Genomic DNA, 25447 nt, shown 5'->3' with positions numbered 1-25447 from the left:
CTCTTTGCACGAGATCAAGCTGGATCGGGGAATTGCGTGATGCAGATAGGACTTCTGGACCTGCGGGCTATTCTGGTCTCAGTGCTCATTTTCTTGATTGTTCCGACGATTTCACTGGCGGCGCCCATTACGATCTCTCCTAGCGTTGTATATCTTAACTCCGGAATGGCAGGTTCATCTTACAGCGCAGCTTTCACCGCGGCTGGCGGCGCTGGCACTTATACATTCAGCCTGAAATATGGCGAACTGCCGGACGGCCTGCGTCTCTCTCCCGAGGGCGGTCTCAGCGGCACCCCAAGTCGCTATGACCATTACAGCTTTACGATTGGTGTCCGCGACAGCCAAGGCAACACCGGTGAGCGAGCCTATATTATGCTCATCCGTCCGAATATCACGATATCGCCGCTCACATTACCGCACGCGACAAGCGGTACCTTCTATTCGCAACAGATGCAGGTTAGCGGCGCCCGCCAGCCCTATGATATCGCCATAGATAGCGGCCGGCTGCCAGCTGGCATGACCCTGTCGCGATCGGGCTTGCTGTCGGGTACGGCGCGCGATCCAGGCGAACATTCGGTGCTGGTCGTAGTCAACATGTACTCCAAGAACGGAGCTTTTTATGAGTATCGACTCTACAAACTTTCCGTCGACGACAGCTTGCCGGTTGTCGGTGATGTCGCATTGGACGTTGCCTATGATAGCGACGAGGTGCAGGTGCCATTGCGCATCATCGAAGGCACACCAGTCTCGGTGGCAGTGGCCAGTTCCCCGGCCAACGGTGATGCCGTGGCGAGCGGCATCACGATCAGCTACAAGCCGCGGCCAGGCTTTTACGGCATCGATAGTTTCACCTATACAGTGACGGATGCGTCAGGGACCTCCCTGCCAGCACGTGTGACAGTGACTGTCGGAGACCCCCCGCCCCCGGTTGCGCAAGACCTCACATTTGAGATGAAGCCAGAGGAAACGAGACTGGGCTTCAGCCTCCTCGCTACAGGAGCCGGACCCTTCCAGTTCAGGATGCAAAGCCAGCCCCAGCATTTGAGAGGATTCAGCTTTCTCGCGGACGGAACGGGAACATATGAGCGGGGCGAGGACGGAAGCGGCAGGCCGTTCAAGGGCACAGATACTTTTACCTACCAGGCCGTAGGCCCCGGCGGCGTTTCGAATACAGCGCGTGTGACGATCAATGTCCTTGGAAGGCCCGCTCCGGTGGCGACCGACGACACACAGCGCATGGCGGCCAACAGCTCCGCCAACATCTTCGTGACCCGGAACGATAGCGGGGTCATCGCAGAAATCGCGATCGACAGGGCGCCAGCGCACGGCACGGTGTCCGTCAGTTTGCCGAACGTCCTGGTCTATACGCCCGCTGCCAATTTCTTCGGCACGGACAGTTTCACCTATGTGGCTTCCGGCCCCGATGGAACTTCCGCGCCCGCCACTGTGACCGTCACCGTGATGCCGGCGCCGGTGCCGACGGTCACCGCGCATGGCGCAAAGACCGCCGCCGGTGTTGCTGTCGCGATTGACCTTGCGGCCGGAGCGACCGGCGGACCGTTTACGGCAGCCACCCTTGTCAGCCCGCCCGCGGACGGTGTGACTGCCGTGGCGGGTACCGTCGTAACCTATACACCGCCGGGCCACGCGGCCGGCGAAGTGCGTTTCGGATACAGGATCAGCAATCCCTTTGGGGACTCTCCCCCGGGCGTGGTGACAATCACCGTCGAGCAACCGACGTTCGTCTTTTCGCCTGTGGCCGGCGCGCTGCCGCGTGGAACCGTCGGAACGCCCTATAACGGGCTCACGATCATTGCCGCGACCGCAGCGCCGGTTACTCGTTATGACGTCACTTCGGGCGGGCTTCCTGAGGGCCTCAAGTTCGACGGCGCGACGGGCACCATCTCCGGTGTGCCAACCACCGCCGGGGCCAATGATTTCACCGTGACGGCAACCGATGCCAATGGTGCCGTGGGGACGTCGGCCTATTCGATTACAATCGTGGTCCCCGCTCCGACCTCAAGCGATTCAAATGCGACTGTTGCCGCAAACTCTACTGGCAATTCGATACCGCTGAACCTCGGCGGCGGTGCCGCCGACACACTTTCCATCGGTACCCGGCCGGCACACGGCATCGCAACGGTCTCCGGACTTGCGATTACCTACACACCGGCCCCGGGCTATTCCGGTGTCGACAGCTTCACCTACATTGCCTCCAACGCTACGGGGCCGTCCACAGCGGCGACTGTGACGATCACAGTCACGCAACCGATCCTCGTCTTTTCGCCATCCAGTGGATCTCTCCGGCAGGCGATGGCGGGCGAGGCCTACAGCCAGCCGATCTCTGCTGAAGGCGGAGCGGCTCCGCTGCTTTATCGCCTTGCATCCGGAACATTGCCCAAAGGAATGATCCTGAACATCTCAACAGGCGAACTGACGGGTCCACTCGCAGCTGACGCCGGAGGCGATTATGCCTTCACGATCGGGGTTCGCGACAACAACGGCGCAACGGGAACGGTAAACTACACCCTCAACGTTCGCGCCATCGCCATCACAGTCACCGACAAGGTGGTCGATGTCCCGGCCGGATCGGCACCATCGGACGTCTATCTCAATAGCGGCGCCACCGGCGGTCCGTTCATCGGGGCCGAAGCGACCTTCGTGGAGCCGGAGCATGCCGGGACCGCGTCCATAATCCAGGGAGAACTGGCACAGGTTGGCCCAGCCGCTCCTCCGGTCGGCTGGTATCTGAAATTTATCCCCAACAAGGCCTATTCCGGCCAGGTGCGCATCGGCTTCCGTCTCGTCAGCGCGCTTGGTGCTTCCAACACGGGGACGGTGACCTACAAGCTCGCCTTTGATGCCTCCAAGCACGCCGAGGAGATCAATGCGCTGGTGCGAGACTTCTTGCAGACACGCCAGAACCTGATCGCTTCGACCATCAAGGTGCCGGGCCTGATCGACCGTCGGCGGATGGCCGCGGGCACCGAGACGCTGACCAGCCGCATGACACCCTCGACCGATGGCGTGACACTTGGCTTTTCCACCAGCCTTGCCCAAATGAAGGCAGCCCGCGACAGGGCCGATGGCATTGAGCAGGCGGAAATCTCGCCATTCAACATCTGGCTCGACGGCACAGTCCTGATGCACCGCCGCAAGGACGAAGACGACAGGTGGGGCAACTTCGGCATGGTCTCGCTCGGCGCGGACTATCTGCTGTCGGAGAAAGCGCTGCTCGGGCTGTCCTTCCACTATGACCGGATGACCGATCCGACCGACGAGGATATGGAGCTTTTCGGCAATGGCTGGCTGGCCGGTCCCCATGCCTCCTTCGAAATCGGCAAGGGCATCTTCTGGGATACGAGCCTGCTTTATGGCGGATCGTCCAACACCATCGATGCGAACGCCTGGGACGGCACGTTCGGCACCCGCCGCTTGCTCATGGACACCGCGATCAAGGGGCAGTGGCAGCTGGATGACGTCACCGTGTTCACACCGGCGTTGCGGGCCGTCTACTTCTCCGAAACGGTTGACGATTATGGGGTGAAGAATGGCGCCGGCAACGCCATCGACATCGAGGGCTTCACCGAAGAACAGCTGCGGGTCAGCCTGAGGGCGGAGATTGCCCGACAGTTCACCCTTGAGAGCGACCTGACCCTGACCCCCAGGCTCGCCGGCACGGTCGGATACTCCGAGCTTGATGGCGAGGGTGTTTTTGGCTCGCTTTCCGCCGGACTGTCGATCAATGCCACGCAAGGGTGGGCGATCGATGCAGGACTGCTGCTCAATGTCGAAGGTAACGGTGAAAAGTCAGTTGGAGCGAAGGTGGGAATAAGCGGTAGAATGTGATGGATACCGGTGAAGGCGAGAGGTCTGTCGGTCAACTCTCGGTCGTAGCAGAGCCCTGGAGACCCGGAACAGGCTGGTCGTTGCGTGTCCGTGGATGGCATCCCGGTTTTCCCGGTCCGCGGAGCCAACCTTCGCTTCAGATCCATCTCGGGTCGCGAGCGTTGAATTATCCTCGCATTTCCCGCGCCACAGTTTTGAGGCGGCCAAGGTCTGCAAGGTGACGTGCCATGTAGCGCGACGCTTCTTCGTTTTTCCCCGCGAGGATCAGGTCCAGAAGCTCGATATGTTCGAGGCAACGGTCGCGTGCGCTGTTGCGGTCCAGCATCTGGCGGTAGTCAATGAGGCGGCGAAGGCGATCGAGCCGATTGAGCGCATCTATGAAGAAGCTGTTCTGGCAGCATTCGATGATCGCCTCGTGCATGCCGCTGTTCAGTCCAAACAGCTTTGCATCCGACACGGTCCAGATGCCGCCGTTGACCAGCCACTCCTGTTCCTCGCGGCAGCGTAAAAGTGCGGGGCGGTTCAGCTTGAAGGTTGGCTCCAGCAGTGCGGCGGGTTCGATCAACAGGCGAAACCGAAAGCTGTCTTCGTAGGCCTGGAGGGACGTAAGGACCGGCAGAAATGCCCATCCGTGGCCCGGAAGCCGCTCGATCCAGCCTTCATTGGCCATGCGCGAGAGTATTTTTGACAGCCGGCCCTTCGTCAGGTCGTAGCGGCGCAGAAACTCGCTTTCCGTGATCTTTTCCGGCAGGCGGCCGTGCAGGCGGTCGTCGGCGATCGTCAGATAGATCTGTTCGTCATCCTCCGTGGAGGCCGATTCAAGCGACAGCTTCTCGGCCGCCCCGACGTCGGCGATCATGTAGCCGCCGCCTTCTCCCTGCTTCAGTACCCCGGCTTCGTGCAGCAACTTCATGGCGTTGCGCACCGGCGAGCGTGATACCCGGAGCTGTTCGGCAAGCTTTCGTTCCACCAGGCGATCGCCCTCGGAAAGCTTGTCGGTGCGAATGTGGGCGACGATCTGGTCGGCGAGGCTGACGATCAGCGGGGTGGTCTGCAAGGCTAAGCTCCCGATTTTGCTTATCTATGCCACAGACGAGCGATGAGGCCAAGGGATTTTGGTTTTTCCCTATTGCAAAATACCAAGCAACGGCGTAATTGGTATTTTAGAGGAGAAAAAGACCAAGAGCGGTCTGGAGGGCTTCAATTTTATCTTTGCTTTTTCGACGCCGGCGTGAAGTCGGCGAACGATCTCGCACGGCCTCCGCGATCTCCCGAACGGTGAGGAAGACATGACGATTAAACTTCTCGTACTGCCGGGTGATGGGATTGGTGCGGAAATCACCACCGCGACCTTGGAGGTGCTGAAGGCTGCCGATGCCGCAACCGGCGTGGGGCTCGACTTCGAAATCAAAGACATCGGCCTCAAGTCGCTTGCCGAGCAGGGCACGACATTGGCGGATGCGGTGATGAAGCGCGTGTCCGAGGTAGATGGCGTCATTCTTGGACCGGTCTCGCACTACGAGTATCCGCCGCGCGACAAAGGCGGTGTCAATCCGTCCGGCGAGCTCAGAACCAAATTCGAGCTTTATGCCAACATTCGCCCCTGCCGCTCGCGCGACGGATTGACGATCCTTCGTAAACCGATGGACCTGGTCCTCGTGCGCGAGAACACGGAAGGGTTCTACTCCGACCGCAACATGTACGCCGGTGCTGGCGAATTCATGCCTGATCCGGATATGGCGTTTTCGATCCGAAAAGTGACTGCCAAGGCGTCCTCGCGGGTGGCCAAGGTGGCTTTCGAACTGGCACGCCACCGCCGCAAGAAGGTGACTGCGGTGCATAAGGCGAATGTGGTCAAGCTCTCCGACGGCCTGTTCCTGCGCGAAGTGCGCAAGGTCGCGGAAGCCTATCCGGATGTCCATCTGGAAGAGCTGATCGTGGATGCGGCTGCGGCCCATCTCATTCGCTCGCCGGATCGTTTCGACGTCATCGTCACCACCAACATGTTCGGCGATATCCTCTCGGATGAGGCCTCGGAGCTTTCTGGAAGCCTTGGTCTTGGTGGATCGATCAACGCCGGCGACGACATTTGCGTCGCACAAGCACAGCATGGCTCAGCGCCTGACATTGCCGGCAGGAACGTTGCGAACCCGACCTCCCTCATTCTTTCGGCCGGCATGTTGCTTGAATGGCTCGCTCGCCGTCGAAGCGATCCGCGCCTCACGTGCGCCGCGGCTCTGATCGAGACAGCCACCGAGGCCGTCTTGCGGGACCCGCAATCACGCACGCGCGACGTCGGCGGAAGCCTCGATACCGATGCCTTCACCGCGAAGGTGGTGGATGCCATTCGCGCCGTCGGTGCTTCGACATCGGCCGCCTGACGACACCTGACATTCCCGAAAGGGCGAGCCGGGAATGTGTTCCGGCGATCCGGGAGGAGGGGGCCGAGTGGCGGTCCCTGGGATCGAACAACACAGTGCACATGGATGGAGGAGTTTCCATGAAGAAGATCACACGACGCGTCCTTTCAACGGCGCTGGCCGCCGCTGCAACCGCAATGCTGGTTCATCAGGCGACCGTTCCCGCCTTCGCGCAAGAACAGCTGGAATCCCTTCACGTCATGGCGCCGAGCAGCCCTGGCAGTGGTTACGACCAGTTGGCTCGAACCATTCAGACCATCCTGCAAGGAGACAAGATCACCGGACCGGTCGAGGTTCAGAACGCTGCCGGTGGTGGCGGCACGGTCGGCCTTTCACAGTTCGTGACAACCAAGCCGCGTCATCCGTCGGCCCTGGTCATCGGTTTCGCCTTGGTCGGCGGCGTGTTGACGACAAAGTCGCCCGTGACGCTCGACCAGACTGTTCCGGTCGCCAGGCTGATGGGCGAGGCGGACGCCATCGTGGTGCCGACGAACTCCGATATCAAGACGATGGATGACCTTGTCGCCCGTCTGAAGGCAGATCCGGCGAAGGTCTCCTGGGCCGGTGGTTCGATCGGCGGTATCGATCACGTCGCCGCGGGCTTGATTGCCAAGACCGTTGGCGTCGACCCGAAGAAGATCAACTACGTGGTGCATGCCGGCGGCGGCGAGGTGCTGGCCTCGACCCTTGGCGGGCACGCGACGGTCGGCATCAGTGGCTATGAAGAGTTCCGCGCGCAGGTCGAGGCCGGACAGCTTCGCGCACTTGCGGTCACCGGGGACACTCGTATTCCGGGGGTCGATGTTCCGACGTTGAAGGAGGCGGGCGTTGATCTCGCCGTCATGAACTGGCGCGGGATCATGGCGCACCCAAAGCTTGCCGACAAGGACCGCGAAGGGCTTGAGAAGGCAATTGCCGCCCTCGTCAAGACCCCTGAATGGAAGGCTGCTCTCGAGAAGCGCGGCTGGATCGACACCTATCTGCCGGCGGACGCTTTCGCTGCGTTCCTCGCCGACGAGCAGAAGCGCGTCGAGGGCGCATTGAAGGAAGTCGGGCTTCTCTGACCGTCGTCCACCTTGGGAGGTGTCATCATGTTGAAATCGGCCAATTTCCGTATCGGGGAGACAATCCTCGGACTTGCGTCGCTCAGTCTCGGTCTATTCATCGGTTTCGAGACATGGTCGACGCCTCCCATCGCAGCGCAGACGGTGATCGGGCCAGGCCTGTTTCCTGCCCTCATCGCCACGGGACTGTTTCTCGTCGGCCTGCAGCTTCTCTACGAGGCTTTCCTTCATCGCTTGCAGGTGGAGGAATTTCCCGAGCTCGACTGGAAGGCCGTAGTCCTTGTGGCTGCAGCCTTCGCATCACAGCTCGTGCTCTTGGAGAGGCTCGGCTGGGTCATCTCCGGCACCTTCCTCTTCGTCGTCTCGGCAATGGCCTTCGGCAGCCGGACTCATCTGCGCAATCTGCTGATTGGGCTGTTGCTGACCGCGCTGACGTATCTGGTCTTCGACTACGGCCTTGATCTCGATCTGCCGACCGGCAGCTACATCGAAGACCTGATCGATCTTTCCGGCAGCACCGCTTGAGCCGCGCTCGGTTCGAATGCGCAAACAAAGACCTTGCCGAATTCTCATAGCCTGAGGGCGGAATGAACATGGATACCTTAGCAGCACTCTTCCACGGCTTTGCCGTCGCCGCCACGCCGTACAACCTGTTCTGGTCCCTGGTCGGCGTAACGCTTGGCACGGCGATTGGCGTTCTTCCCGGCATCGGACCGGCGCTGACGGTCGCCTTGCTCCTGCCGGTTACCTACGGGATGGAACCGACCAGCGCCTTCATCATGTTTGCCGGTATCTACTATGGCGCCATGTATGGCGGATCGACCACGTCGATCCTGCTCAACACGCCTGGTGAATCGGCATCCATCGTCACGGCGCTCGACGGCCACGCGATGGCCCGCAAAGGCCGCGGTGCGCAGGCGCTGGCGACTGCCGCAATCGGTTCTTTCGTCGCCGGCACCATCGCGACGATCGCGCTCACCTTTGTCGCTCCATTGATGGTGAAGATCGCGCTGCTCTTCGGCCCGACGGAATATTTTGCACTCATGGTGCTTGCGCTCACCACGGTCACTGCAGTGCTTGGCGATTCACTGTCTCGCGGCCTTGCCAGCCTGCTGTTCGGCCTCGCGCTGGGCTTGGTCGGGATCGATTTGCAGACGGGCCAGGCGCGCTTCACGCTCGGCATCTCGGAACTGCTTGACGGTATCGACGTGGTTGTTGTTGCAGTCGGCCTCTTTGCCGTCGGTGAAACGCTGTTCACAGTTGCGCGCCACTGTTTCGAAACCGAGGAGCTCTACCAGCTCAAGGGTTCCAAGTGGCTGAGCCGCGAAGACTGGCGCCGCTCCTGGAAGCCGTGGCTACGTGGTACGGCCCTTGGCTTTCCGATCGGTGCGCTTCCGGCCGGTGGCAGCGAGATCCCGACATTCCTGTCCTATCTGACGGAAAAGCGCCTTTCGAAGAACCCGGAAGAGTTCGGTCATGGTGCGATCGAGGCAGTCGCGGGACCCGAAGCGGCCAACAATGCTTCAGCCGCGGGCGTGCTTGCGCCGCTTCTGGCGCTCGGCCTGCCGACCTCGGCGACGGCAGCAATCATGCTCGCCGCATTCCAGCAATATGGCATCCAGCCGGGGCCGCTGCTCTTCGACAACAATCCCGAGCTCGTCTGGGGGCTCATTGCCAGCCTCTATATCGGCAACGTCATGCTGCTTCTCCTCAACCTGCCGCTCGCCGGCGTCTGGGTGAAGCTGCTCGCCATCCCGCGTCCGTGGCTCTACTCAGGGATTTTGCTGTTCGCGACGATGGGCGCCTATACGCTCAACAACAACATCGTCGATGTGGCGTTGCTCTGGATCATCGGCGTCATCGGCTTCGGCATGCGGGTGTTTAACGTCCCGGTCGCGCCCTGCATCGTTGGCCTGATCCTTGGACCGCTTGCCGAACAGCAGTTCCGTCGCGCCCTGACGATCAGTCAGGGGGATGCAAGCATCTTTTTCACCCATCCGATCTCGCTCGCGCTGATTGTCATCGCTGTGACGCTTGTTCTCGTGCCCACCCTGTTGCGCTGGCGCGCTGCGCGCCTGGCCAGCGAAGCGGCAAACCAAGCCTGAGCCTTGTCGTCGGTTACCGATCAACCAGGAACATCGCCATGTCGAAAGTCACCTACTTCTCCGTCGACGAACTGACTGCCTTCGCGACGAAGATATTCGCCGGCACTGGAATGTCAGAGCCCGATGCAGCCACGATCGCCCGCGATCTGGTGAAGGCCAATCTGCGCGGTATCGACTCCCACGGGGTCTCGCGGATACCGATGTATGTCGAGAGATTGCAGCGCGGGCTCGTGAACGCACGGCCTCAGATCCGCGTCCAAAAGGTTGCGGGTGCTGTCTCCCTCGTCGACGGCGACAACGGCATGGGGTTCCTTGCCTCCCATAAGGCGACCGAAGAAGCCGTTGAACTGGCGAAAGCCAACGGCATTGGTCTGGTCGGCGTTCACCGCAGCACCCACTTCGGCATGGGCGCGCTTTATGCACTCCAGGCGATCGAAGCCGGCTACATTTCGATGATCTTCACGAACTCGTCACCGGCCATCCCGATGTGGGGCGGGCGCACAACCTTCCTCGGTGCAAGCCCGATTGCGGCGGGTATTCCGGGCGGGAAATACGCGCCCTATGTCATGGACATGGCGATGACCGTTATCGCCCGAGGCAAGATCCGCCTTGCCGCAATGAAGGGTGAGGCCATTGCGGAGGGACTTGCCCTCGACGTCGACGGCAACCCGACGACGGATGCGGCGAAAGCATTCGAGGGCGTCTGCCTCCCATTTGGCGGGGTCAAGGGATCCGTGCTTGCAACATTGATGGACCTCATGTCCGGCGTTCTCACCGGCGCGAACTTCGGCGGCGACGTGAAGAGCCTTTATTTCGATCACAGTGAGCCGCAGAACGTCGGCCACCTCTTCTTCGCTATCAAGCCTGATCTTTTCATGTCGCTCGAGAACTTCGACGCGCGCATGGACGAATTCTATGAGCGCATCAAGGCGCTGCCGAAGGCGGCGGGTGTCGGGGAGATCATGATGCCGGGCGAGCCGGAACAGCGCCGCGAGGACGAGCGACTGAGGACGGGAATTCCGATCACCGAGAACGTGGTTGCGGACCTGACAAAGGAAGGCGAACGGATCGGCGTGCGTTTCCCGACCGGCCAGGCATCCGGCGAGGCAGCCTGATGAATCGTCTCTCCGCCCATATCGGCTACCTGTTCAGCGAACTCCCGCTGTTGGAACGGCTTGAAGCGGCGGCCAGCGCCGGGTTTACGGCGATCGAGCACCCCAGCCCATGGGACGTTCCCGCAACCGAGATGCGATCGTGTCTCGCTGCCAACGGCCTTTCGTTCTCGCAGCTCTGCGCGGTTGTGGGTGACGCCAGCAAAGGCGAGAAGGGGCTTGCCGCCCTTGCGGACAGGGAGGCGGACTTCCGCGAGAGCTTCAACTGGGCGCTCGATTATGCGGTCGCCGTCGATTGCCCGTTCGTGCACCCGATGGCCGGCGTTCCAGGCAATGCCGATGCGGCTGCTGCGGCCGAGACCTATCATCGCAATCTGGGCTATGCCGTCGAACGGACCGCCGGGACCAACGTCAAAATCCTCATCGAGGCGATCAGCGAGGTTGCGGTGCCGGGCTATTTCATGTCCACGCTCGAGCATGCCAGCCGGGTTCAGGACATCTTTGGTCCCGGCAACCTCGCGCTGCTGTTGGACACATTCCACGCGCAGGCAAACGGCATCGATCTGGTGCCTTGGATAGGGGCCAACTCCCATCGGGTGGGGCACATCCATATCGCCGATCATCCGGGCCGGCATGAGCCCGGAACCGGGTCGATCGATTTCGACGCGCTTCTCGATGCCCTTGCCGAACAGGGCTACGAGGGCGCGATCGGCTTCGAATACATCCCTTCCAGAACCACAATCGAAAGCGCCGCCTTCCTGCCCCGCTGGACGCAGTTGATCGGCGCCAAGTTGCAGCAGAGGCGGCAAGACAGGAGGCTCGCATGATCACAGCAATAAACCCGGCGAACGGCAGGGAGTTGGCTCGTTTCGAGGCGCATGACGACGCTTATGTCGATGCGGCGCTTTCCGCAGCCGCTGCCGCCCAGAAGGCATGGCGCAAGGTGTCGGTCGAAGACCGGGTGCGCCTGCTTGCCGGCATGGCAAAGGCGCTTCGTACCGGCAGGGCCCGGTATGCCGAAATGATCACGCTCGAGATGGGCAAGCCGATCGTCGAGGCCGAGGCAGAGATCGAGAAATGTGCCTATAATTGCGAATTCTACGCCGAACACGCACCGAGGTATCTCGCGGACGAACCGGTCCCTTCGAACGCGTCCGAGAGCGTGGTCGCCTTCGATCCGCTCGGCGTCGTGCTCGCGATCATGCCGTGGAACTATCCCTTCTGGCAGTTCTTTCGCTTCGCCGCCCCAGCCTTTGCGGCCGGCAATGGCGCGATCCTCAAGCATGCCAACAACGTGCCGCAATGCGCCTTGGCTATCGAAGAGATCATGATGGAAGCGGGCTGCCCGGAGGGATTGTTCCGCACGCTTCTGATCGAGCCTCAAAAGGTCGCAGGGATCATCGCTGATGATCGCATCGCTGCGGTTACGCTGACCGGTTCGACCGAGGTCGGGGCTATCGTCGCCTCGCAAGCCGGCAACGCTTTGAAAAAACAGGTTCTGGAGCTCGGCGGCTCCGATCCGTTCATCGTGCTTGCCGACGCCGATCTCGATGAGGCCGCCGCCGTTGCCGTCAAGGCGCGCTACATCAATGTCGGGCAGTCCTGCGTCAACGCGAAACGGTTCATCGTCGAAGACGCGGTTGCGGATCGTTTCGTCGAGTTGTTCTGCGCGGGCGTTGCGAAGCTGAAGATCGGCGATCCCCTGGGACGCGATACCAATATCGGGCCGATGGCGCGTGCCAATCTCCTGAGCGGTCTGCATGCCCAGGTGGAGAAGACGGTCGCGGCCGGTGCGACGCTCAAGATGGGTGGCAAGCCGATCGATGGTCACGGCTTCTACTATCCTCCGACCGTGCTTGACCACGTCACGCCAGACATGACGGCGTTTCGCGAGGAGACTTTCGGACCTGTCGCCGCAATCATTCGGGCAAGGGATGCCGAGGATGCAATCCGCCTGGCGAACCAGACCGAGTTCGGTCTCGGCTCGGCGATCTGGAGCCGCGACGTCGGACGAGCGCGCAAGCTTGCCCGCGATCTCGATGCGGGCGCCGTCTTCATCAACGGCATGGTCGCTTCGGACCCGCGCTATCCCTTCGGCGGCATCAAGCGTTCCGGCTATGGCCGCGAACTCGGGGTCTATGGCATTCGCGAATTCGTCAACGTCAAGACAGTCTGGATCGGTCCTGCCGTGACCGCAAAGTGAGGATGGCTTTGATGACGAAAGCAGCAATACTTCGCCCGCGTGAACTGCCGACCAACGACCGTGGCGGTGGCGCGCGGACGACACCGCTGGTCACGCGCAAATGCGGATCGACCAGCATGATCAACGGCATTACCGCCTTCGACCCCGGCGCTGCGATCGGGCTGCACAAGCACAATTGCGAAGAAAGCGTGATGGTGATCGAAGGTCAGGCGATCGCCGAGATCGACGGTGTCCAGCATCATCTCGACACGAACGACACGACATGGATTCCGGCAAACGTCTCACATCGCTTCATCAACCCGACCGACAAGCCCATGCGCATTTTCTGGGTCTATGCGTCCGTCGATGCCACCCGCACGATGATCGCCACCGGCGAGGAACGGTCGATCGACGCCGAACACGGCCACAAGCCCGCATGAGGTTCCAATGATCTATGAGGTTGCGGAAATCACGGTGAAGGCCGGTCAGGAAGCCGATTTCGAAAACGGGGGTCGAGCAAGCGGCTCCGCTTTTCCTTCGTGCAAAAGGTTGCTACGGCCTTTCACTCCATAGGGTCGTAGAGAGCCGGTCCATGTATCGTCTCCTCGTGAAATGGGAGACCGTCGATAATCATCTCGTCGATTTTCGCGGTTCCGACGATTTCCAGGAGTGGCGGCGTCTCGTCGGAGCTTTCTTCAAAAGCCCACCGCTGGTGACGCATTCTTCGCTCACGGCGCGATACGGAGCCGAGTGACGGGAATGAAGATGCATGGCACTGCGAGGTTTCTGCTGACGCTTTCCATCGGAGGGGTCGGTGGATGGGTGATGTGGCATTTCTACATGCCGCTCGCCTGGCTTCTCGGCGCGATGATCTTCTGCGGGCTGGCAGCAATGGCGGGACTTCCCCTCGCAATGCCAAAGTTTGCGCGCCCTCCGATGACCGCCACGATCGGGGCAATGCTGGGGACGTCGTTCTCGCCGGCCGTCTTCGAACATGCAGGCGTATGGCTCGTGTCTCTTGCCGGGCTCGTTTTCTTCATCGCCGCCGCGGCGTCTCTCGCCTACGTCTACTTTCGCAAGGTCGGCAAATTCGACCATCCGACGGCGTTCTTCTCGGCCATGCCCGGTGGACTGGTCGAAATGGTCACGCTCGGTGCGGAACGAGGCGGCGACGAGAGGATGATCTCGCTCATCCACGCGGCGCGCATCTTTCTGGTCGTTCTCTCACTGCCGTTTGTCATCCAACTCATAACGGGAGAAGAGATAGGTCGGAGCGGGTCCAGCTACGTCCCACTCTCAGCGCTCGAGGCGAAGGGCCTCGCTTGGTTCGCCGCTGCCATGGGGATGGGTGTGGCGGCCGGGATTATCCTACGTCTGCCCGCGCGCTATCTGCTCGGACCGATGATTGTCAGCGCGGGCCTACATCTCTCAGACGTATCCGATTTCCAGCTTCCGAGCGTCTTTCTGGTAGCAGCGCAGGTGGTGATCGGCGCCACGGTCGGATGCCGGTTCGTAAACACCGCCCCGAGTTTGATCCTGAGGGTGATCGGGTTGTCCGTCGGTTCGACGGTGCTGTTGCTATCCGTGTCGCTCGGGTTCGCGCTGCTTGTCTCGACCATGACCGGGGATCGCCTTGTCGGAACTGTCCTCGCGTACTCGCCCGGAGGGGTGGCCGAGATGAGCCTGATAGCGCTTTCCCTTGGGATTGAGGTCCCCTTCGTGGTGTTTCACCACATTATCCGGGTCTTGTTGGTGGTAGCCGGTTCTGCCACCGTTTTCCGCCTAGGTATCGATCCGTTCAATACCAAGTGACACCTCGCTCGTCGGCTTCCGGTGGCCGCGTGATCTGACGGGAAGTAGACGTTCGGTCGTCCTCGGCCGAACGCACGCGCCGATGACACTTTCCTAAGTCCGAAATCCTTGATTTCCGTATCATCATTTCAGCTATAAGGTGGAAGACGTCGCCCAGAGGGATTCAAGGCCAATGCTCCCAGGAAAGAAGGACCGTTCGCCTGTTGCGCTGGAACAGCGCGACGTAAGCGGCGACCAGCGCATGTTTTCACCTTCCGCTGCGCGAAATTCGACGCCGATCCTCGCAGTCCTGAAACGTGTCCTTCCTGTCCGTGGCGCCGTGCTGGAGATTGGATGCGGGACCGGCGAGCACGCCGTGTGTTTTGCGGGGGCAATGCCAAACATCACCTGGCAGCCGAGTGATCCGGATGCCGACGCCCGCACCAGCACGTCTAGCTGGATCAAATTCTCAAGGCTGAAGAATGTGCTGGCGCCGCGCGATATCGATGTGTGCTCAGGGCAATGGGGCGTCGAACAGACGGGCCCTTTCGACGCCATCGTGTCGATCAATATGATCCATATTGCGCCATGGGCGGCAAGCTTGGGATTGTTTGCAGGAGCTGGCCGCTTGCTTCACGCGGGCGGACTTCTTCTTCTCTACGGCCCATTCATGCGCGACGGGGCGCACACGGCCCCCTCGAATGCTGCTTTCGATGCGGCTCTGATGGCGCGCGACCCCTCCTGGGGCGTGCGTGATATCGCTGATCTTGAACAAGTGGGTAAGGTCGCTGGACTTGTTCTCCGCGAGACGGTCGAGATGCCTGCCAACAATATGTTGCTGGTCTTCTCCGCCGGGAGCGTTTGAACGACAGGCTGGTGCGAAAAAAGAACTGGCCCTTAGCAGCATTTATGCGCTTTTCTGCCGTCCGAGGTCGATCCGAGGAATGTGCGGCATGAAGGCCGAACACGACAGACGCGCTGTAATCAGGCCGTAATTCGCCCGGGCGAGTGCCAAGGTTGTGCTGTTGGAAGGGGAGAAGTGCACTATGCCGACACAAGAGCAGCCCGGTCTGATTGTTCGACAGAAATCCCCGGAGAACACCGAGTTCCCGTTTGCATCGCTCTCCGATTGGCTGATCCCGACCGAGCTGTTCTTCGTGCGAAACCATTTCCCTGCGCCGGACCTCGATGCGCGAGACTGGAGATTACGCGTTGACGGGGCGGTCGAGCGGCCGATCGAACTCGACCTCGACAGCATCAAGTCGATGCGGAGCGCGACATTCAACGCCGTCGTCGAGTGCGCCGGGAACGGCCGCGTCTATTACGTGCCACCGAAAGAGGGGTTGCAGTGGCAGAACGGAGCCGTCGGCAATGCTGCGTGGACAGGTGTTCTTCTGCGCGAGATCTTGGAGATGGCGGGCGTCAGGCAAACCGCGCGCGAGGTTCTGCTTGTGGGCGCAGACAGCGGCGTCGTCGACACGAACAGGAAAACGGCTTCTCCCGGCCCCATCGCATTTGCCCGTAGTTTACCGCTTGCCAAGGCTGTCGCCGACAGCACGATGCTCGCCTATTCGATGAACGATGCGCCGTTGACGCGTGAACACGGCTACCCGCTCCGCGCGGTTGTGGGTGGCTGGTTCGGCATGGCTTGGGTCAAGTGGATCACGCATATCACGGTTTTGGAACAGCCGTTCCTTGGCTACTGGCAGGCCCGCGACTACTTTCGTTGGGAGCGCAACCTCGGGGAACCCCGGCTTGTGCCCCTCACGGAGATGGAGGTGAAAGCGCAGATCGCGCGACCCGTACAGGGCGCGCGTCTCATCACCGGGCAACCATACCGGATTTTCGGAGCCGCCTGGAGCGGCGAGGCCCCTATCAGGCAGGTGCAGGTCTGCACTGGAGACGGCAGGGGGTGGCGCGACGCAAGGCTCCTTGAGGCGGAGCGTCCCTTTGCATGGCGCTTGTGGGAGTACATCTGGACCCCTGAAGACGTGGGGCAATACAAACTGCGATGTCGCGCGAGCGATGGGGCGGGGCGTGTGCAGCCCGACCTGCAGCATTCCGACTTCGAGAGCTACGGGGCCAATTGGATCGTTCCGGTGGAGGTTACGGTGGTCCCCGAGCCACAGACCTACGAGGCGGAATTCGTGATCTGATCACCGCGTGGGGCGGAATGGCACGATACCTCTGTACGAGAGCGCTTCGTCGACAGCTCCGAAAACGCTTGTCTGCCGGAGGATTGAAGCGAACGGGCCTGTTTCAGGCAAGCCGAAATAAAATCCGGGTCTTGCCCGGCTGCGCGGCAAGATTATCTCAAAGGTCAGCGATTCCGAGAAAATTGGTATCTATAAAATCTATGGAGTTTATAGGTTAATAGTCCTGTTGGCTTGCCAGGAGGATACCATGCCCAAAACCGAATCCAACCCCATCAAGCTCGGAACCCGCGCCGCGGATTTCACCTTGCCCGATGCCGATGGAAACCTGTTCACACTCGCCGAATTCGAGGATAGCCCGGCGCTGCTCGTCGGCTTCATCTCCAATCGCTGCCCCTTCGTGGTGTTGATCCGCGAGGAGCTGGCGAAGTTTGCGCGCGACTACGCCGGGCGGGGGCTTGCCGTCGTCGCCATCAACAGCAACGATGCCGAAGCGCATCCAGAGGAGACACTGGAGCGTATCGGCGCGGAGGCGAAGGCGCACGGATACGGTTTCCCCTATCTGAAGGACGCATCGCAGGACGTCGCCAAGGCCTATGGTGCGGCCTGCACGCCGGATTTCTTCCTCTACGATCGCGATCGCAAACTTGTCTATCACGGCCAGTTCGACGACGCCCGGCCCGGCAACGGCAAGGACGTGACGGGCGCGGATCTGCGTGCGGCCGTGGATGCCGTGTTGAAGGGTGAAGCGCTTGGCGCGGGCCAGGTCCCCTCGATCGGCTGCAACATCAAGTGGACGGTCGGCAACGAACCATCCTGGTTCTCGACTGCCGCCTGATCACCAACTGCAAATGGCCGGCCGCAGCGCCGGCCAACGCTCTCTTTTTTAGACCGGAACAAGATGGCATCGCGTCGCAAGGAACAGCCCACCGAAGACGGGCGACACATGGAGACGGACGTGCTGGTGGTCGGTGGCGGCCCCGCCGCCGCCTGGGCTGCGCTTTCAGCTGCAGAAGCCGGTGCGCGCGTCATCTTGGCGGACAAGGGCTATCACGGCACGAGCGGCGCAACGGCTCCTTCCAATACGGGAACGTGGTGTGTGCCGCCGGGAGAGGGCAGGGCAGCTTCGGTCGAGCAGCGCTTTAAACGCACGGCTGGCCTTGCCGATCGCCGCTGGATGTTGCGTGCGGCGGATCGGGCCTATGAAAATCTCCAGAAGCTTGTCGACTGGGGTTATCCCTTTCCGAGCGAAGAGGACGGTAGTCTCTACATCGCCAACCTGCGCGGCCCCGACTACATGCGCTTCATGCGCCAACGTGTACAGAAGGCCGGTGTCACCATCCTCGACCATCATCCGATTCTGGAATTGCTCGGTGACGAAAATCATGTCGGTGGCGCGGCAGGACTTTCGCGCCGCAATGGCGCGAGCTTTTCCGTGGCAGCCGGTGCCGTCGTGCTCGCCACCGGGGGATGCGCCTTCTTCGAACGGATCCTTGGAGGGACAGGGCTCACCGGCGATGGTTATCTGCTTGCTGCGGAGGCTGGCGCATCGCTCTCCGGCATGGAGTTCACCGGAAAGTACACGCTTGCCCCGCACGGTTCCTCTCTCAACAAGGGGCTGCCCTTCCGCTGGGCCACCTTTTACCGGGAGAGCGGCGAGGTGTTGCGTGACGATCGCGGAGAACCGGTAACGAACGGTATCGGCGGCGGCGAGCGTCAGGTCGCCGAGGCGTTGCTGTCCGGACCGGTCTATGCGCGGCTCGATCTTGCCGAACCGGCGATCCAGGACTGGCTGCGTCGTGGTCAGCCGAACTGTTTTCAGCCTTATGATCGCATGGGGATCAACCCTTTCGAACAGCTGTTCCGGGTGGACCTCAAATACGAGGGCACGGTGCGTGGCACGGGTGGTATCCGCATCGTCTCCTCCGACTGTGGAACCGGCATTGCCGGCCTCTACGCCGCCGGCGACGCGGCGAGCCGCGAAAACGTGACCGGTGGCGTTTCCGGAGGCGGCGCAATCAACGCCTCCTGGGCGATCGCGAGCGGCTGGTGGTCCGGTCACGGCGCTGCCCACTACGCCCGCAGTCGAAAGCACCGGGATTTCGCACGTCTGCGGCCGCTTGGCGCAACGGGTTTGCGCGGCGCCGGTCAGCGCGAGGACGTCGAACTGGCGGTTGCGGCCCGCACGGTCCATGACGAGATCGTGCCGCTCGACAGAAGCTATTGGCGCAAGGCCAATGTTCTCGAAACCAGCCGTCGCATCCTCGAAGACGTGTGGGCCGGGCTTAACCAGGCAAAGCCTTCAGTCGGCATCGAGCGTCTTCGCGCTCGAGAGGTGGCCTCCGTCACGGCGAGCGCCCGTTGGACGGTCGCTGCAGCACTTCTGCGCACGGAAAGCCGAGGCGTGCATCGCCGGAGCGACTTTCCGAGCGAAGACGAAAGGCAGGCGAGCCGCATCATCGTCTCCGGCCTCGATCGGGTGAGCGCATTGCGTGAAGATTTCGCGCTTGAAACGGTTCGGGAGGGCTGAGCGATGATCGAAGTCATTTCCTCGGACCGCTGCATCCGCTGCGACATCTGCGAACGGGTCTGCCCCGCCTTCGTCTTCGATCGCGACGAAACCGGCCTTCCGGTCATCGCCCGGCAGGACGACTGCCAGACCTGCTTTCTCTGTGAAATCTACTGTCCGACGGATGCGCTCTATGTCGCCGAGGCGGCACACGGACCGATCGGCATCGCCGAAGCCGAGGTGGTGGAGCGTGACCTTTTCGGCGCCTACGCCCGGTCGCTCGGCTGGAGCCGCGGCCGCGCCGGCGGCGCGCAAAATGATCCGACCCGCCACATCCGCGTGGCGCAGGTTTGAAGGGAGTTCGACCATGGAACGTATAGCCGTCAGCGCGCTGCGCAAAACATTCACGCTCAAACAAGGCCAGACCGTAACGGTCGACGGTGTTGCTTCCAACCGCATTGCGGTGCTTGACGGCGTCGACCTGACAATCAGGCGCGGCGAATTCATCACTCTCGTCGGGCCTTCCGGCAGCGGAAAGTCCGTTCTGCTCGACGTCATCGCCGGATTGACCGAGGCGACCTCAGGCGTTGCCCGGATCGATGGCATCGAGGTTTCGAAGCCGCACGCCCGCACAGCATATGTTTTCCAGCAATATGCGCTCTTTCCCTGGCGAACGGCGCTCCAGAACATCGAATATGCGCTGGAGGTTCGCGGCGTGCCGGCGGCAGAGCGCCGAGAGAAGGCCCGTCATTTCCTGCATCTTTTCGGGCTCAAAGGCTTCGAAGACCGCTTCCCCTCGCAGCTTTCCGGCGGCATGCAGCAGCGCGTGGCAATCGCCAGGGCGCTCTCCACCGATCCGCAGGTGCTTCTGATGGACGAGCCCTTTGCGGCACTCGACGCCCAGACGCGCGACATTCTGCAAAGTGAACTTCTCCGCATCTGGGAACAGATCAAGACGACCGTCGTCTTTGTCACCCATTCGATCGACGAGGCAATCTACCTCGCCGACCGCGTGGTCGTGATGACCGCGCGCCCGGCAAGCGTCAAGGAGATCGTCGAGATCGATTTACCGCGCCCGCGCGACCTCGAAATCCGCAACAGCGCAGCGTTCAATGCCTATCGCGGTCGCGTCTGGGAAAGCCTGCGTGACGAAGTCGTCAAAGCCCAGCGCGACTGGGTGCTGGCATCCAGCTATGCCAACTGAGGGAGGCTCCGATGAGTCTGATCGCCGACCGCAACCTGCCGCTCCGCAACACCTTTTCATCGCGCCGAAAACGTGCGGCGGAGAAGCCGCCGACGGTGTTGGGTGAAACCTTCTCAACCATCACACTCGGCCTTCCGGCGCTCATCGCCTTTGCGCTTCTCTGGGAGATCGCGCCGCGCGCCGGCTGGATCAACGCGCTCTTTTTCCCGCCCCTCAGCCAGGTGCTCTCGGTGCTGTGGGAGATGATTGTCTCCGGCCAGCTTGCCGATCACATCGGCATCAGCCTTAAGCGCGCCGCGATTGGCTTTTCGCTTGCCGTGGTTGTCGCCGTGCCGCTCGGCCTTTTGATGGGGCGATATCCGCTCTTCGAAAAGGCCTCGGACTTTCTCGTCCAGACCCTGCGCAATACCTCGCAATTTGCCTTGCTGCCCGTCTTCATCCTGTTGCTTGGCATCGGCGAGGCGTCGAAAATCGCCATCACTTTCTATGCGGCCGTCTTCTTCCTGCTGATCAACACCATCGTTGGCGTGAAGTCGGTCGACCCGCTACTGGTAAAAGCGGCCCGCTCGATGGGAACGTCCGATTGGGACCTCTTCAAGAAGGTCATACTTCCCTCGGCGGTGCCTTCGATCGTCGCAGGCGCAAGGCTTGGTGTGAAGACCTCGCTCTTCTCGGTCATCGCCGCGGAGATGCTCGCAGCCCAATCCGGCATCGGCTACCTCATCCAGAACGCTTCGCTGATGCTGGAAACCGACCGAATGTACGCCGGCATCCTGACGCTCACGATCATCGGCCTTCTCCTCAACTACCTGCTGGTGGCCGGCGAACGGCGCGCCACCCGTTGGCGTGGCAACGCCGACAGCGGCCCGAACTGAGTCCAGCCTCCCTCCCAACGAACACGCGATCTCGAAAGGATCCATCCATGACATCCAATCCGCTCCGCCGGACGCTGCTGAAGCTCGCCATTGCATTGTCGCTTCTGCCGGCTGCCCATGCCACGCCGGCCTTCGCCGACGAGGCGAAGCCCGAGGTCATCCGCATCGGATCCACCGCGCCCGGCCACCTGAAATTCATCCTCTATCGCAACAAGAAGCTACTGGAGGACGAGTTCGCCAAGGATGGCATCAAGATCGAGCTGACGACATTTGATGGCGGTTCCGCCGCGACTGTCGCGCTCGGTTCCGGGGCCATCGACTTCACCTATATCGGCAACAATCCGTCGCTTCGCCTTGCGGCGACCGGCGCCGACGTCAAACTCATCGGCCTTTCGAGCTGGAACCGCTCGAACGAAACGCAGATCGTCGTCAAGCCGGAGTCTTCGATCCAGAAGATCGAGGACCTGAAGGGCAAGAAGGTCGCCTACCTCTCCGGCACCGTGCGTCACTCGACCTTCGCCAAGGCACTCAAGGCCGCCGGACTTTCGCTCAAGGATGTGGAGAGCCTGAACCTCGGTATCGAAAGCTCCGGTCCGGCGCTGGCGCGTGGCGACGTCGATGCGATCGTGGAGAGCACGGGGCCTGTCCAGACGCTTGTCGAAAAAGGCGCGGCGCGCGTGATCTTCGACGCCGGCGTGTCGGGCGACCCGGATTGGGCGGTTCCGCATCTCCTCAGCGTCAACGGTGAATTTGCGGCCAAGTATCCTGACATCGTGACGCGTCTGCTGGCCGTCGATATCGCGACTGCTCGCTGGGCAGACGCAAACCCGGAAGAGACCATCGCGATCTTCGTCAAGGAGACCGGCAGTAGCGAAAAGGCAGTAAGGGCCACTTACCCGAAAGGCAGCTTCTTCCAGGACCCCGAAATCACGCAGGATGCCGTCAAGGCGCTACAGGGCGAAGAAGCCTTTATGGCGGATGCGGATCTGTTGAAGGGCAAGGTCAATTACGAGACCTGGATTGACCGTTCCTTCTACGATGCAGCCCTCAAGAAAGTTGCTGCCAGCAACTGACCCTGCTGATCCCGCAGGTTTGGCGGCGGCGCAGAAGCGTCGCCGCCTTCTCTCTTCGATGGCGAAGAGGCGGCCGGCTCCACCTTTGGTTCGCAGCGATGCACTAAGGACGGGCCAGCCCGTCACGGGATTTGCGCGCCAGCAGCGGCGTGGCCGCATCTGCTATGACACGGTGGCACTCGACCAGGTGGTCAGCCGTGCCTTTGCCCGGAGCATCGCCTATCTGCCTCAACAGACGCCGGCGGAATGCTGGATCCAGCCTATCGGCTTCTGTCAGCCTGCCGAACAGATCTTGCCCGAACACGTCATCAGTCGCGTACACCTATCGCCTGCCTTCAACGCGACGAAGTAGCCGTGCTGAAGGCAAGATGCTGAAATTCGACCATCCAACCAAGACGCATGTGACGGCGCTCCTGCATCACCCGTTGGCGGCAGATCCACCCGAAACAATCCCAAATCGCGGCACGTCTCTGCGCCAATCCCCGGTCGGCCCTCGGCGTAAATCAACACCACGACCTCTGTTTTGACTTGCAAGAATTGCTTTAGTTACACTAAAGTTTCCTCGGGCTAGCAAAATTCGGACATACAAGATGAGCTTCAACGATCGGGAGGTGCCGCAGAAGGGATCCCCTCTTTTTCCACCTGCCGTTTCACTCGGGCGTGCACTTCGACAGCGGCGCAAGGAAATCGGCAAGACGATGAGGCAGGTTGCGCGCGAGGCGGGCCTTAGCGAGGGTTTTGTCAGTCAGGTAGAGCGCGGTCTTTCGACGCCCTCTCTGATCTCGCTTTGCAACCTCGCTTCCAGTCTGGAGGCGAGTGTCGAGGCCTTTCTGCCGCAAGTGCCGCAGCGGTCCCATTCCGTGGTCTCGCATGCGAGCGAGCGCCACAACTACAGTATCGAGGCGGAAGAGCGGGTGTACCAACTGCTGCAGCGCGGTTTTCCCGGTGCACTTCTCAACAGCTGTATCACGCACATGCCTCCCGGATACGTCTCGGATGTGACGCGCCACGAGGGCGAAGACTTCCTCTATGTCATCGAGGGCGAGATGCTCTACGAGGTCGGCGACCGCAAGTATCAGCTCACGGCAGGGGACACGCTGCACTTTCCCGCATCCTTGCCGCACCGTGCGCGCAATGTCGGGCACGGCGAGGCGCGGGAACTTTGGGTCGGCACGACGCGGATCATACCGGAGCGGTGATGGGGGCGCGGCAGCCACATCAGTTCTCCCAGAAATTATCATGAGACCGATTGACAAACGCCCTCAATAAACTTTAGCGTGACTAAAGTTTCGAGGTGGAGTGGTGGAGGCCGCTCCGACGGGAAGCCGCTTCGCCGGTGCGGTGTCTGTGTCACAGGACCGGGCCGGAAAGCGGACTAGCATTTCAAACAACGCAACGCGGGGGCAGGCGGTGAAAGGTGAAACCCTTCACGCCTGAAGGAGGAAAAATGCGCGTGAAAAAATTGATAAACGGCGCGGCGCTCGTGCTGGCGTTGGCAACTGGCCAGGCTCTGGCCGAAACGCCGAAGAACACGCTCGTCGTGGCCGATGCCATCGACGACATCATCACGCTTGATCCGGGCGAGGTCTCGGAGGTTGGCGGCGTGCTTGCGGCAAATCAGATCTACCAGCCGCTTCTGACGGCAGCGACCGACGATTCCAGCAAGATCATCGGCGTGCTCGCCGAAAGCTGGACGGCGTCGCCGGACGGCAAGACCCATACCTTCAAGATGCGTCCGGGACTGAAATTCGCCTCAGGCAATCCGGTGACGGCGAGGGACGCGGAATATTCGCTGCGGCGCGTCGTGCAGATGAAGTCGCGCTCTGCCTTCATCCTCACCCAGTTCGGCTTCACGCCGGAGAACGTCAAGGATCGCATCAAGGCGACCGACGACATGACGCTGGTCATCGAGATCGGTGACACCTATGCGCCGTCGTTCCTTTATTACTGCCTGTCTTCCTATGTCGGCGGCATCGTCGATTCCAAGCTGGTGCAGGAGCACGAGGTCAATGGCGACTTCGGCAATGCCTGGCTGAAGGTTGAGAACTCCGCCGGTTCCGGTCCGTATGTGCTGTCCCGCTGGGAGCCCAAGCAGTCAATCATGTTGACCCGCAATCCCAATTATACCGGCGAGACCGGTGGCCTGGAGCGGATCTTCCTCCAGCACATTCCCGAAAGCGCCGCACAGCGCCTGTTGCTCGAAAAGGGCGACATCGACATCGCCAACAAACTCGGGCCGGATGATTTCGGCGCAATCGAGGAGAACCCGGACGTCGGCTTCGTCGACGGTCGTTCCGGAACCATCTATTACATGGGCCTGAACGTCAGGAACGAGCACCTGGCCAAGCCCAAGGTCGTGCAGGCGCTGAAGTATCTGGTCGACTACCAGGGCATCGCTGACACGATTTCGCGTGGCACGGTGGAAGTCCACCAGACGCTGGTGCCGAAGGGTTTCCTCGGCGAAATCGACTACAATCCGTACAAGCTCGATATCGAGAAGGCGAAGGCGCTGTTGGGCGAGGCCGGAATTTCGGGTGAGCTCACGCTGGACACCGTTGTCTGGAACACGCCGCCCTACACTGACTTCGCCCAGGCGATCCAGGCGACGATGGCGCAGGCCGGCGTCAAGCTGAACCTTGAAGTGGTCGACGGTCAGCAGTGGCTGGAGCGCTATCGCTCGTCAAACCTCGACATCTGGCTCGGCCTGTGGGGGCCGGACTATCCCGACCCGCATTCCAACGTCAAGGCCTTTGCCGTGAACAAGCAGGATGCGCCGGACGGTTCCGCCGGCCTTGCCGATCGATTTGGCTGGGCGGCCGGAAGCCTGTCGCAGGATGCGATGGCGGCCGTGCGCGAGCAGGATACGGACAAGCGACGGGCGATGTATGAAACCTTGCAGAAGGCACACACCGACACTTCGCCCTTCCTCTACATGTTCCAGCAGGTCAGAAAGGTCGGCGTGCGCAGTTCGATCAAGGGGGTCGTACTCGGGCAGACCTTCGCCGACGACCGGTACTGGAACGTAACCAAGTAACCGTCCGAACCCATGTTTCGGCCGCGAACGGTGCTCCGGCGCCGGTCGCGGCCGAGGTCAATCGCGGTCAAGCCAA

The 25447-nt window shown here is 61.4% G+C and carries 21 protein-coding genes; 20 read left to right on the top strand and 1 reads right to left on the bottom strand.

All coding sequences use genetic code 11. The features are described 5' to 3' along the window. Positions 1-39: 39 nt before the first annotated feature. Positions 40-3849: an Ig-like domain-containing protein gene (locus tag RTP54_RS25275; RefSeq protein WP_312366342.1), complete on the top strand. Its 3810-nt coding sequence runs from the start codon at positions 40-42 to the stop codon at positions 3847-3849. Between the two features lie 166 nt (positions 3850-4015). Here the strand turns inward: RTP54_RS25275 and RTP54_RS25270 are convergent, their stop codons facing one another. Beyond that, complete coding sequence (locus RTP54_RS25270; protein ID WP_312366341.1) at positions 4016-4906, bottom strand: GntR family transcriptional regulator; 891 nt, start codon at positions 4904-4906, stop codon at positions 4016-4018. Positions 4907-5138: 232 nt separating this feature from the next. On the opposite strand from RTP54_RS25270, the gene RTP54_RS25265 reads away from it, so the two are divergent. From RTP54_RS25265 to RTP54_RS25170, 19 genes are all read left to right on the top strand, one after another. Continuing rightward, positions 5139-6230: an isocitrate/isopropylmalate family dehydrogenase gene (locus RTP54_RS25265; protein ID WP_312366339.1), complete on the top strand. Its 1092-nt coding sequence runs from the start codon at positions 5139-5141 to the stop codon at positions 6228-6230. 119 nt (positions 6231-6349) lie between these two features. After that, positions 6350-7333: a tripartite tricarboxylate transporter substrate-binding protein gene (locus tag RTP54_RS25260; RefSeq protein ID WP_312366337.1), complete on the top strand. Its 984-nt coding sequence runs from the start codon at positions 6350-6352 to the stop codon at positions 7331-7333. Between the two features lie 27 nt (positions 7334-7360). Next, positions 7361-7858, top strand: coding sequence for a tripartite tricarboxylate transporter TctB family protein (locus tag RTP54_RS25255; RefSeq protein WP_312366335.1), 498 nt, complete (start codon positions 7361-7363; stop codon positions 7856-7858). Positions 7859-7926: 68 nt separating this feature from the next. Beyond that, positions 7927-9438: a tripartite tricarboxylate transporter permease gene (locus RTP54_RS25250; protein WP_112805688.1), complete on the top strand. Its 1512-nt coding sequence runs from the start codon at positions 7927-7929 to the stop codon at positions 9436-9438. Positions 9439-9476: 38 nt separating this feature from the next. Beyond that, entirely contained in the window at positions 9477-10553 is a 1077-nt protein-coding gene (locus RTP54_RS25245; RefSeq protein ID WP_312366332.1) for an Ldh family oxidoreductase, read from the top strand. Then, complete coding sequence (locus RTP54_RS25240; protein WP_312366331.1) at positions 10553-11377, top strand: hydroxypyruvate isomerase family protein; 825 nt, start codon at positions 10553-10555, stop codon at positions 11375-11377. The genes RTP54_RS25245 and RTP54_RS25240 overlap by 1 nt, the downstream gene beginning before the upstream one ends. Further along, positions 11374-12753, top strand: coding sequence for an NAD-dependent succinate-semialdehyde dehydrogenase (locus RTP54_RS25235; protein WP_312366329.1), 1380 nt, complete (start codon positions 11374-11376; stop codon positions 12751-12753). The genes RTP54_RS25240 and RTP54_RS25235 overlap by 4 nt, the downstream gene beginning before the upstream one ends. Positions 12754-12764: 11 nt before the next feature. Then, positions 12765-13172, top strand: coding sequence for a cupin domain-containing protein (locus RTP54_RS25230; RefSeq protein WP_312366327.1), 408 nt, complete (start codon positions 12765-12767; stop codon positions 13170-13172). 319 nt (positions 13173-13491) lie between these two features. Beyond that, a complete protein-coding gene (locus RTP54_RS25220; RefSeq protein ID WP_312366325.1) occupies positions 13492-14544 on the top strand; it encodes an AbrB family transcriptional regulator in 1053 nt (350 codons plus the stop codon). Positions 14545-14716: 172 nt separating this feature from the next. Continuing rightward, the gene (locus RTP54_RS25215) at positions 14717-15388 is read left to right on the top strand and encodes a DUF938 domain-containing protein (RefSeq protein WP_312366323.1); all 672 of its coding nucleotides are present in this window, start codon (positions 14717-14719) and stop codon (positions 15386-15388) included. A 181-nt stretch (positions 15389-15569) separates the two neighbouring features. Continuing rightward, complete coding sequence (locus RTP54_RS25210; protein WP_312366322.1) at positions 15570-16679, top strand: sulfite oxidase; 1110 nt, start codon at positions 15570-15572, stop codon at positions 16677-16679. Positions 16680-16926: 247 nt separating this feature from the next. Continuing rightward, positions 16927-17514, top strand: coding sequence for a thioredoxin family protein (locus tag RTP54_RS25205; RefSeq protein ID WP_312366320.1), 588 nt, complete (start codon positions 16927-16929; stop codon positions 17512-17514). A 63-nt stretch (positions 17515-17577) separates the two neighbouring features. Further along, positions 17578-19206 carry an FAD-binding protein gene (locus tag RTP54_RS25200; protein WP_312366319.1) on the top strand — a complete coding sequence of 543 codons (1629 nt, stop codon included), beginning with the start codon at positions 17578-17580 and terminating at the stop codon, positions 19204-19206. 3 nt (positions 19207-19209) lie between these two features. Beyond that, positions 19210-19539 (top strand): ferredoxin family protein, encoded by a 330-nt coding sequence (locus tag RTP54_RS25195; protein WP_112805636.1) that lies wholly within the window; start codon positions 19210-19212, stop codon positions 19537-19539. Positions 19540-19552: 13 nt separating this feature from the next. Then, positions 19553-20389: an ABC transporter ATP-binding protein gene (locus tag RTP54_RS25190; protein WP_112805638.1), complete on the top strand. Its 837-nt coding sequence runs from the start codon at positions 19553-19555 to the stop codon at positions 20387-20389. 11 nt (positions 20390-20400) lie between these two features. Then, positions 20401-21264, top strand: coding sequence for an ABC transporter permease (locus tag RTP54_RS25185; RefSeq protein ID WP_312366318.1), 864 nt, complete (start codon positions 20401-20403; stop codon positions 21262-21264). Positions 21265-21311: 47 nt separating this feature from the next. Further along, positions 21312-22337, top strand: coding sequence for an aliphatic sulfonate ABC transporter substrate-binding protein (locus tag RTP54_RS25180; RefSeq protein WP_312366317.1), 1026 nt, complete (start codon positions 21312-21314; stop codon positions 22335-22337). A 590-nt stretch (positions 22338-22927) separates the two neighbouring features. Continuing rightward, positions 22928-23536, top strand: a complete 609-nt coding sequence (locus RTP54_RS25175) for a helix-turn-helix domain-containing protein (protein WP_112817827.1) — start codon at positions 22928-22930, stop codon at positions 23534-23536. A 248-nt stretch (positions 23537-23784) separates the two neighbouring features. After that, entirely contained in the window at positions 23785-25371 is a 1587-nt protein-coding gene (locus RTP54_RS25170) for an ABC transporter substrate-binding protein (protein ID WP_312366314.1), read from the top strand. The last annotated feature ends 76 nt before the right edge of the window (positions 25372-25447 follow it).

It is taken from the genome of Ensifer sp., assembly GCF_031989085.1.
Lineage (GTDB): Bacteria > Pseudomonadota > Alphaproteobacteria > Rhizobiales > Rhizobiaceae > Ensifer.
Note: the sequence above shows the minus strand (reverse complement) of the source record. Positions and strands in the feature narration are given on the sequence as shown.

Bases quoted from the DNA above. Each gene is read 5' to 3' on its own strand.
- RTP54_RS25185 (WP_312366318.1), top strand. From the start codon at position 20,401: ATGAGTCTGATCGCCGACCGCAACCTGCCGCTCCGCAACACCTTTTCA.
- RTP54_RS25250 (WP_112805688.1), top strand. From the start codon at position 7,927: ATGGATACCTTAGCAGCACTCTTCCACGGCTTTGCCGTCGCCGCCACG.
- RTP54_RS25220 (WP_312366325.1), top strand. From the start codon at position 13,492: ATGAAGATGCATGGCACTGCGAGGTTTCTGCTGACGCTTTCCATCGGA.
- RTP54_RS25240 (WP_312366331.1), top strand. From the start codon at position 10,553: ATGAATCGTCTCTCCGCCCATATCGGCTACCTGTTCAGCGAACTCCCG.
- RTP54_RS25275 (WP_312366342.1), top strand. From the start codon at position 40: ATGCAGATAGGACTTCTGGACCTGCGGGCTATTCTGGTCTCAGTGCTC.
- RTP54_RS25235 (WP_312366329.1), top strand. From the start codon at position 11,374: ATGATCACAGCAATAAACCCGGCGAACGGCAGGGAGTTGGCTCGTTTC.
- RTP54_RS25175 (WP_112817827.1), top strand. From the start codon at position 22,928: ATGAGCTTCAACGATCGGGAGGTGCCGCAGAAGGGATCCCCTCTTTTT.
- RTP54_RS25260 (WP_312366337.1), top strand. From the start codon at position 6,350: ATGAAGAAGATCACACGACGCGTCCTTTCAACGGCGCTGGCCGCCGCT.
- RTP54_RS25265 (WP_312366339.1), top strand. From the start codon at position 5,139: ATGACGATTAAACTTCTCGTACTGCCGGGTGATGGGATTGGTGCGGAA.
- RTP54_RS25200 (WP_312366319.1), top strand. From the start codon at position 17,578: ATGGCATCGCGTCGCAAGGAACAGCCCACCGAAGACGGGCGACACATG.
- RTP54_RS25215 (WP_312366323.1), top strand. From the start codon at position 14,717: ATGCTCCCAGGAAAGAAGGACCGTTCGCCTGTTGCGCTGGAACAGCGC.
- RTP54_RS25210 (WP_312366322.1), top strand. From the start codon at position 15,570: ATGCCGACACAAGAGCAGCCCGGTCTGATTGTTCGACAGAAATCCCCG.
- RTP54_RS25230 (WP_312366327.1), top strand. From the start codon at position 12,765: ATGACGAAAGCAGCAATACTTCGCCCGCGTGAACTGCCGACCAACGAC.
- RTP54_RS25180 (WP_312366317.1), top strand. From the start codon at position 21,312: ATGACATCCAATCCGCTCCGCCGGACGCTGCTGAAGCTCGCCATTGCA.
- RTP54_RS25255 (WP_312366335.1), top strand. From the start codon at position 7,361: ATGTTGAAATCGGCCAATTTCCGTATCGGGGAGACAATCCTCGGACTT.
- RTP54_RS25190 (WP_112805638.1), top strand. From the start codon at position 19,553: ATGGAACGTATAGCCGTCAGCGCGCTGCGCAAAACATTCACGCTCAAA.
- RTP54_RS25195 (WP_112805636.1), top strand. From the start codon at position 19,210: ATGATCGAAGTCATTTCCTCGGACCGCTGCATCCGCTGCGACATCTGC.
- RTP54_RS25205 (WP_312366320.1), top strand. From the start codon at position 16,927: ATGCCCAAAACCGAATCCAACCCCATCAAGCTCGGAACCCGCGCCGCG.
- RTP54_RS25170 (WP_312366314.1), top strand. From the start codon at position 23,785: ATGCGCGTGAAAAAATTGATAAACGGCGCGGCGCTCGTGCTGGCGTTG.
- RTP54_RS25245 (WP_312366332.1), top strand. From the start codon at position 9,477: ATGTCGAAAGTCACCTACTTCTCCGTCGACGAACTGACTGCCTTCGCG.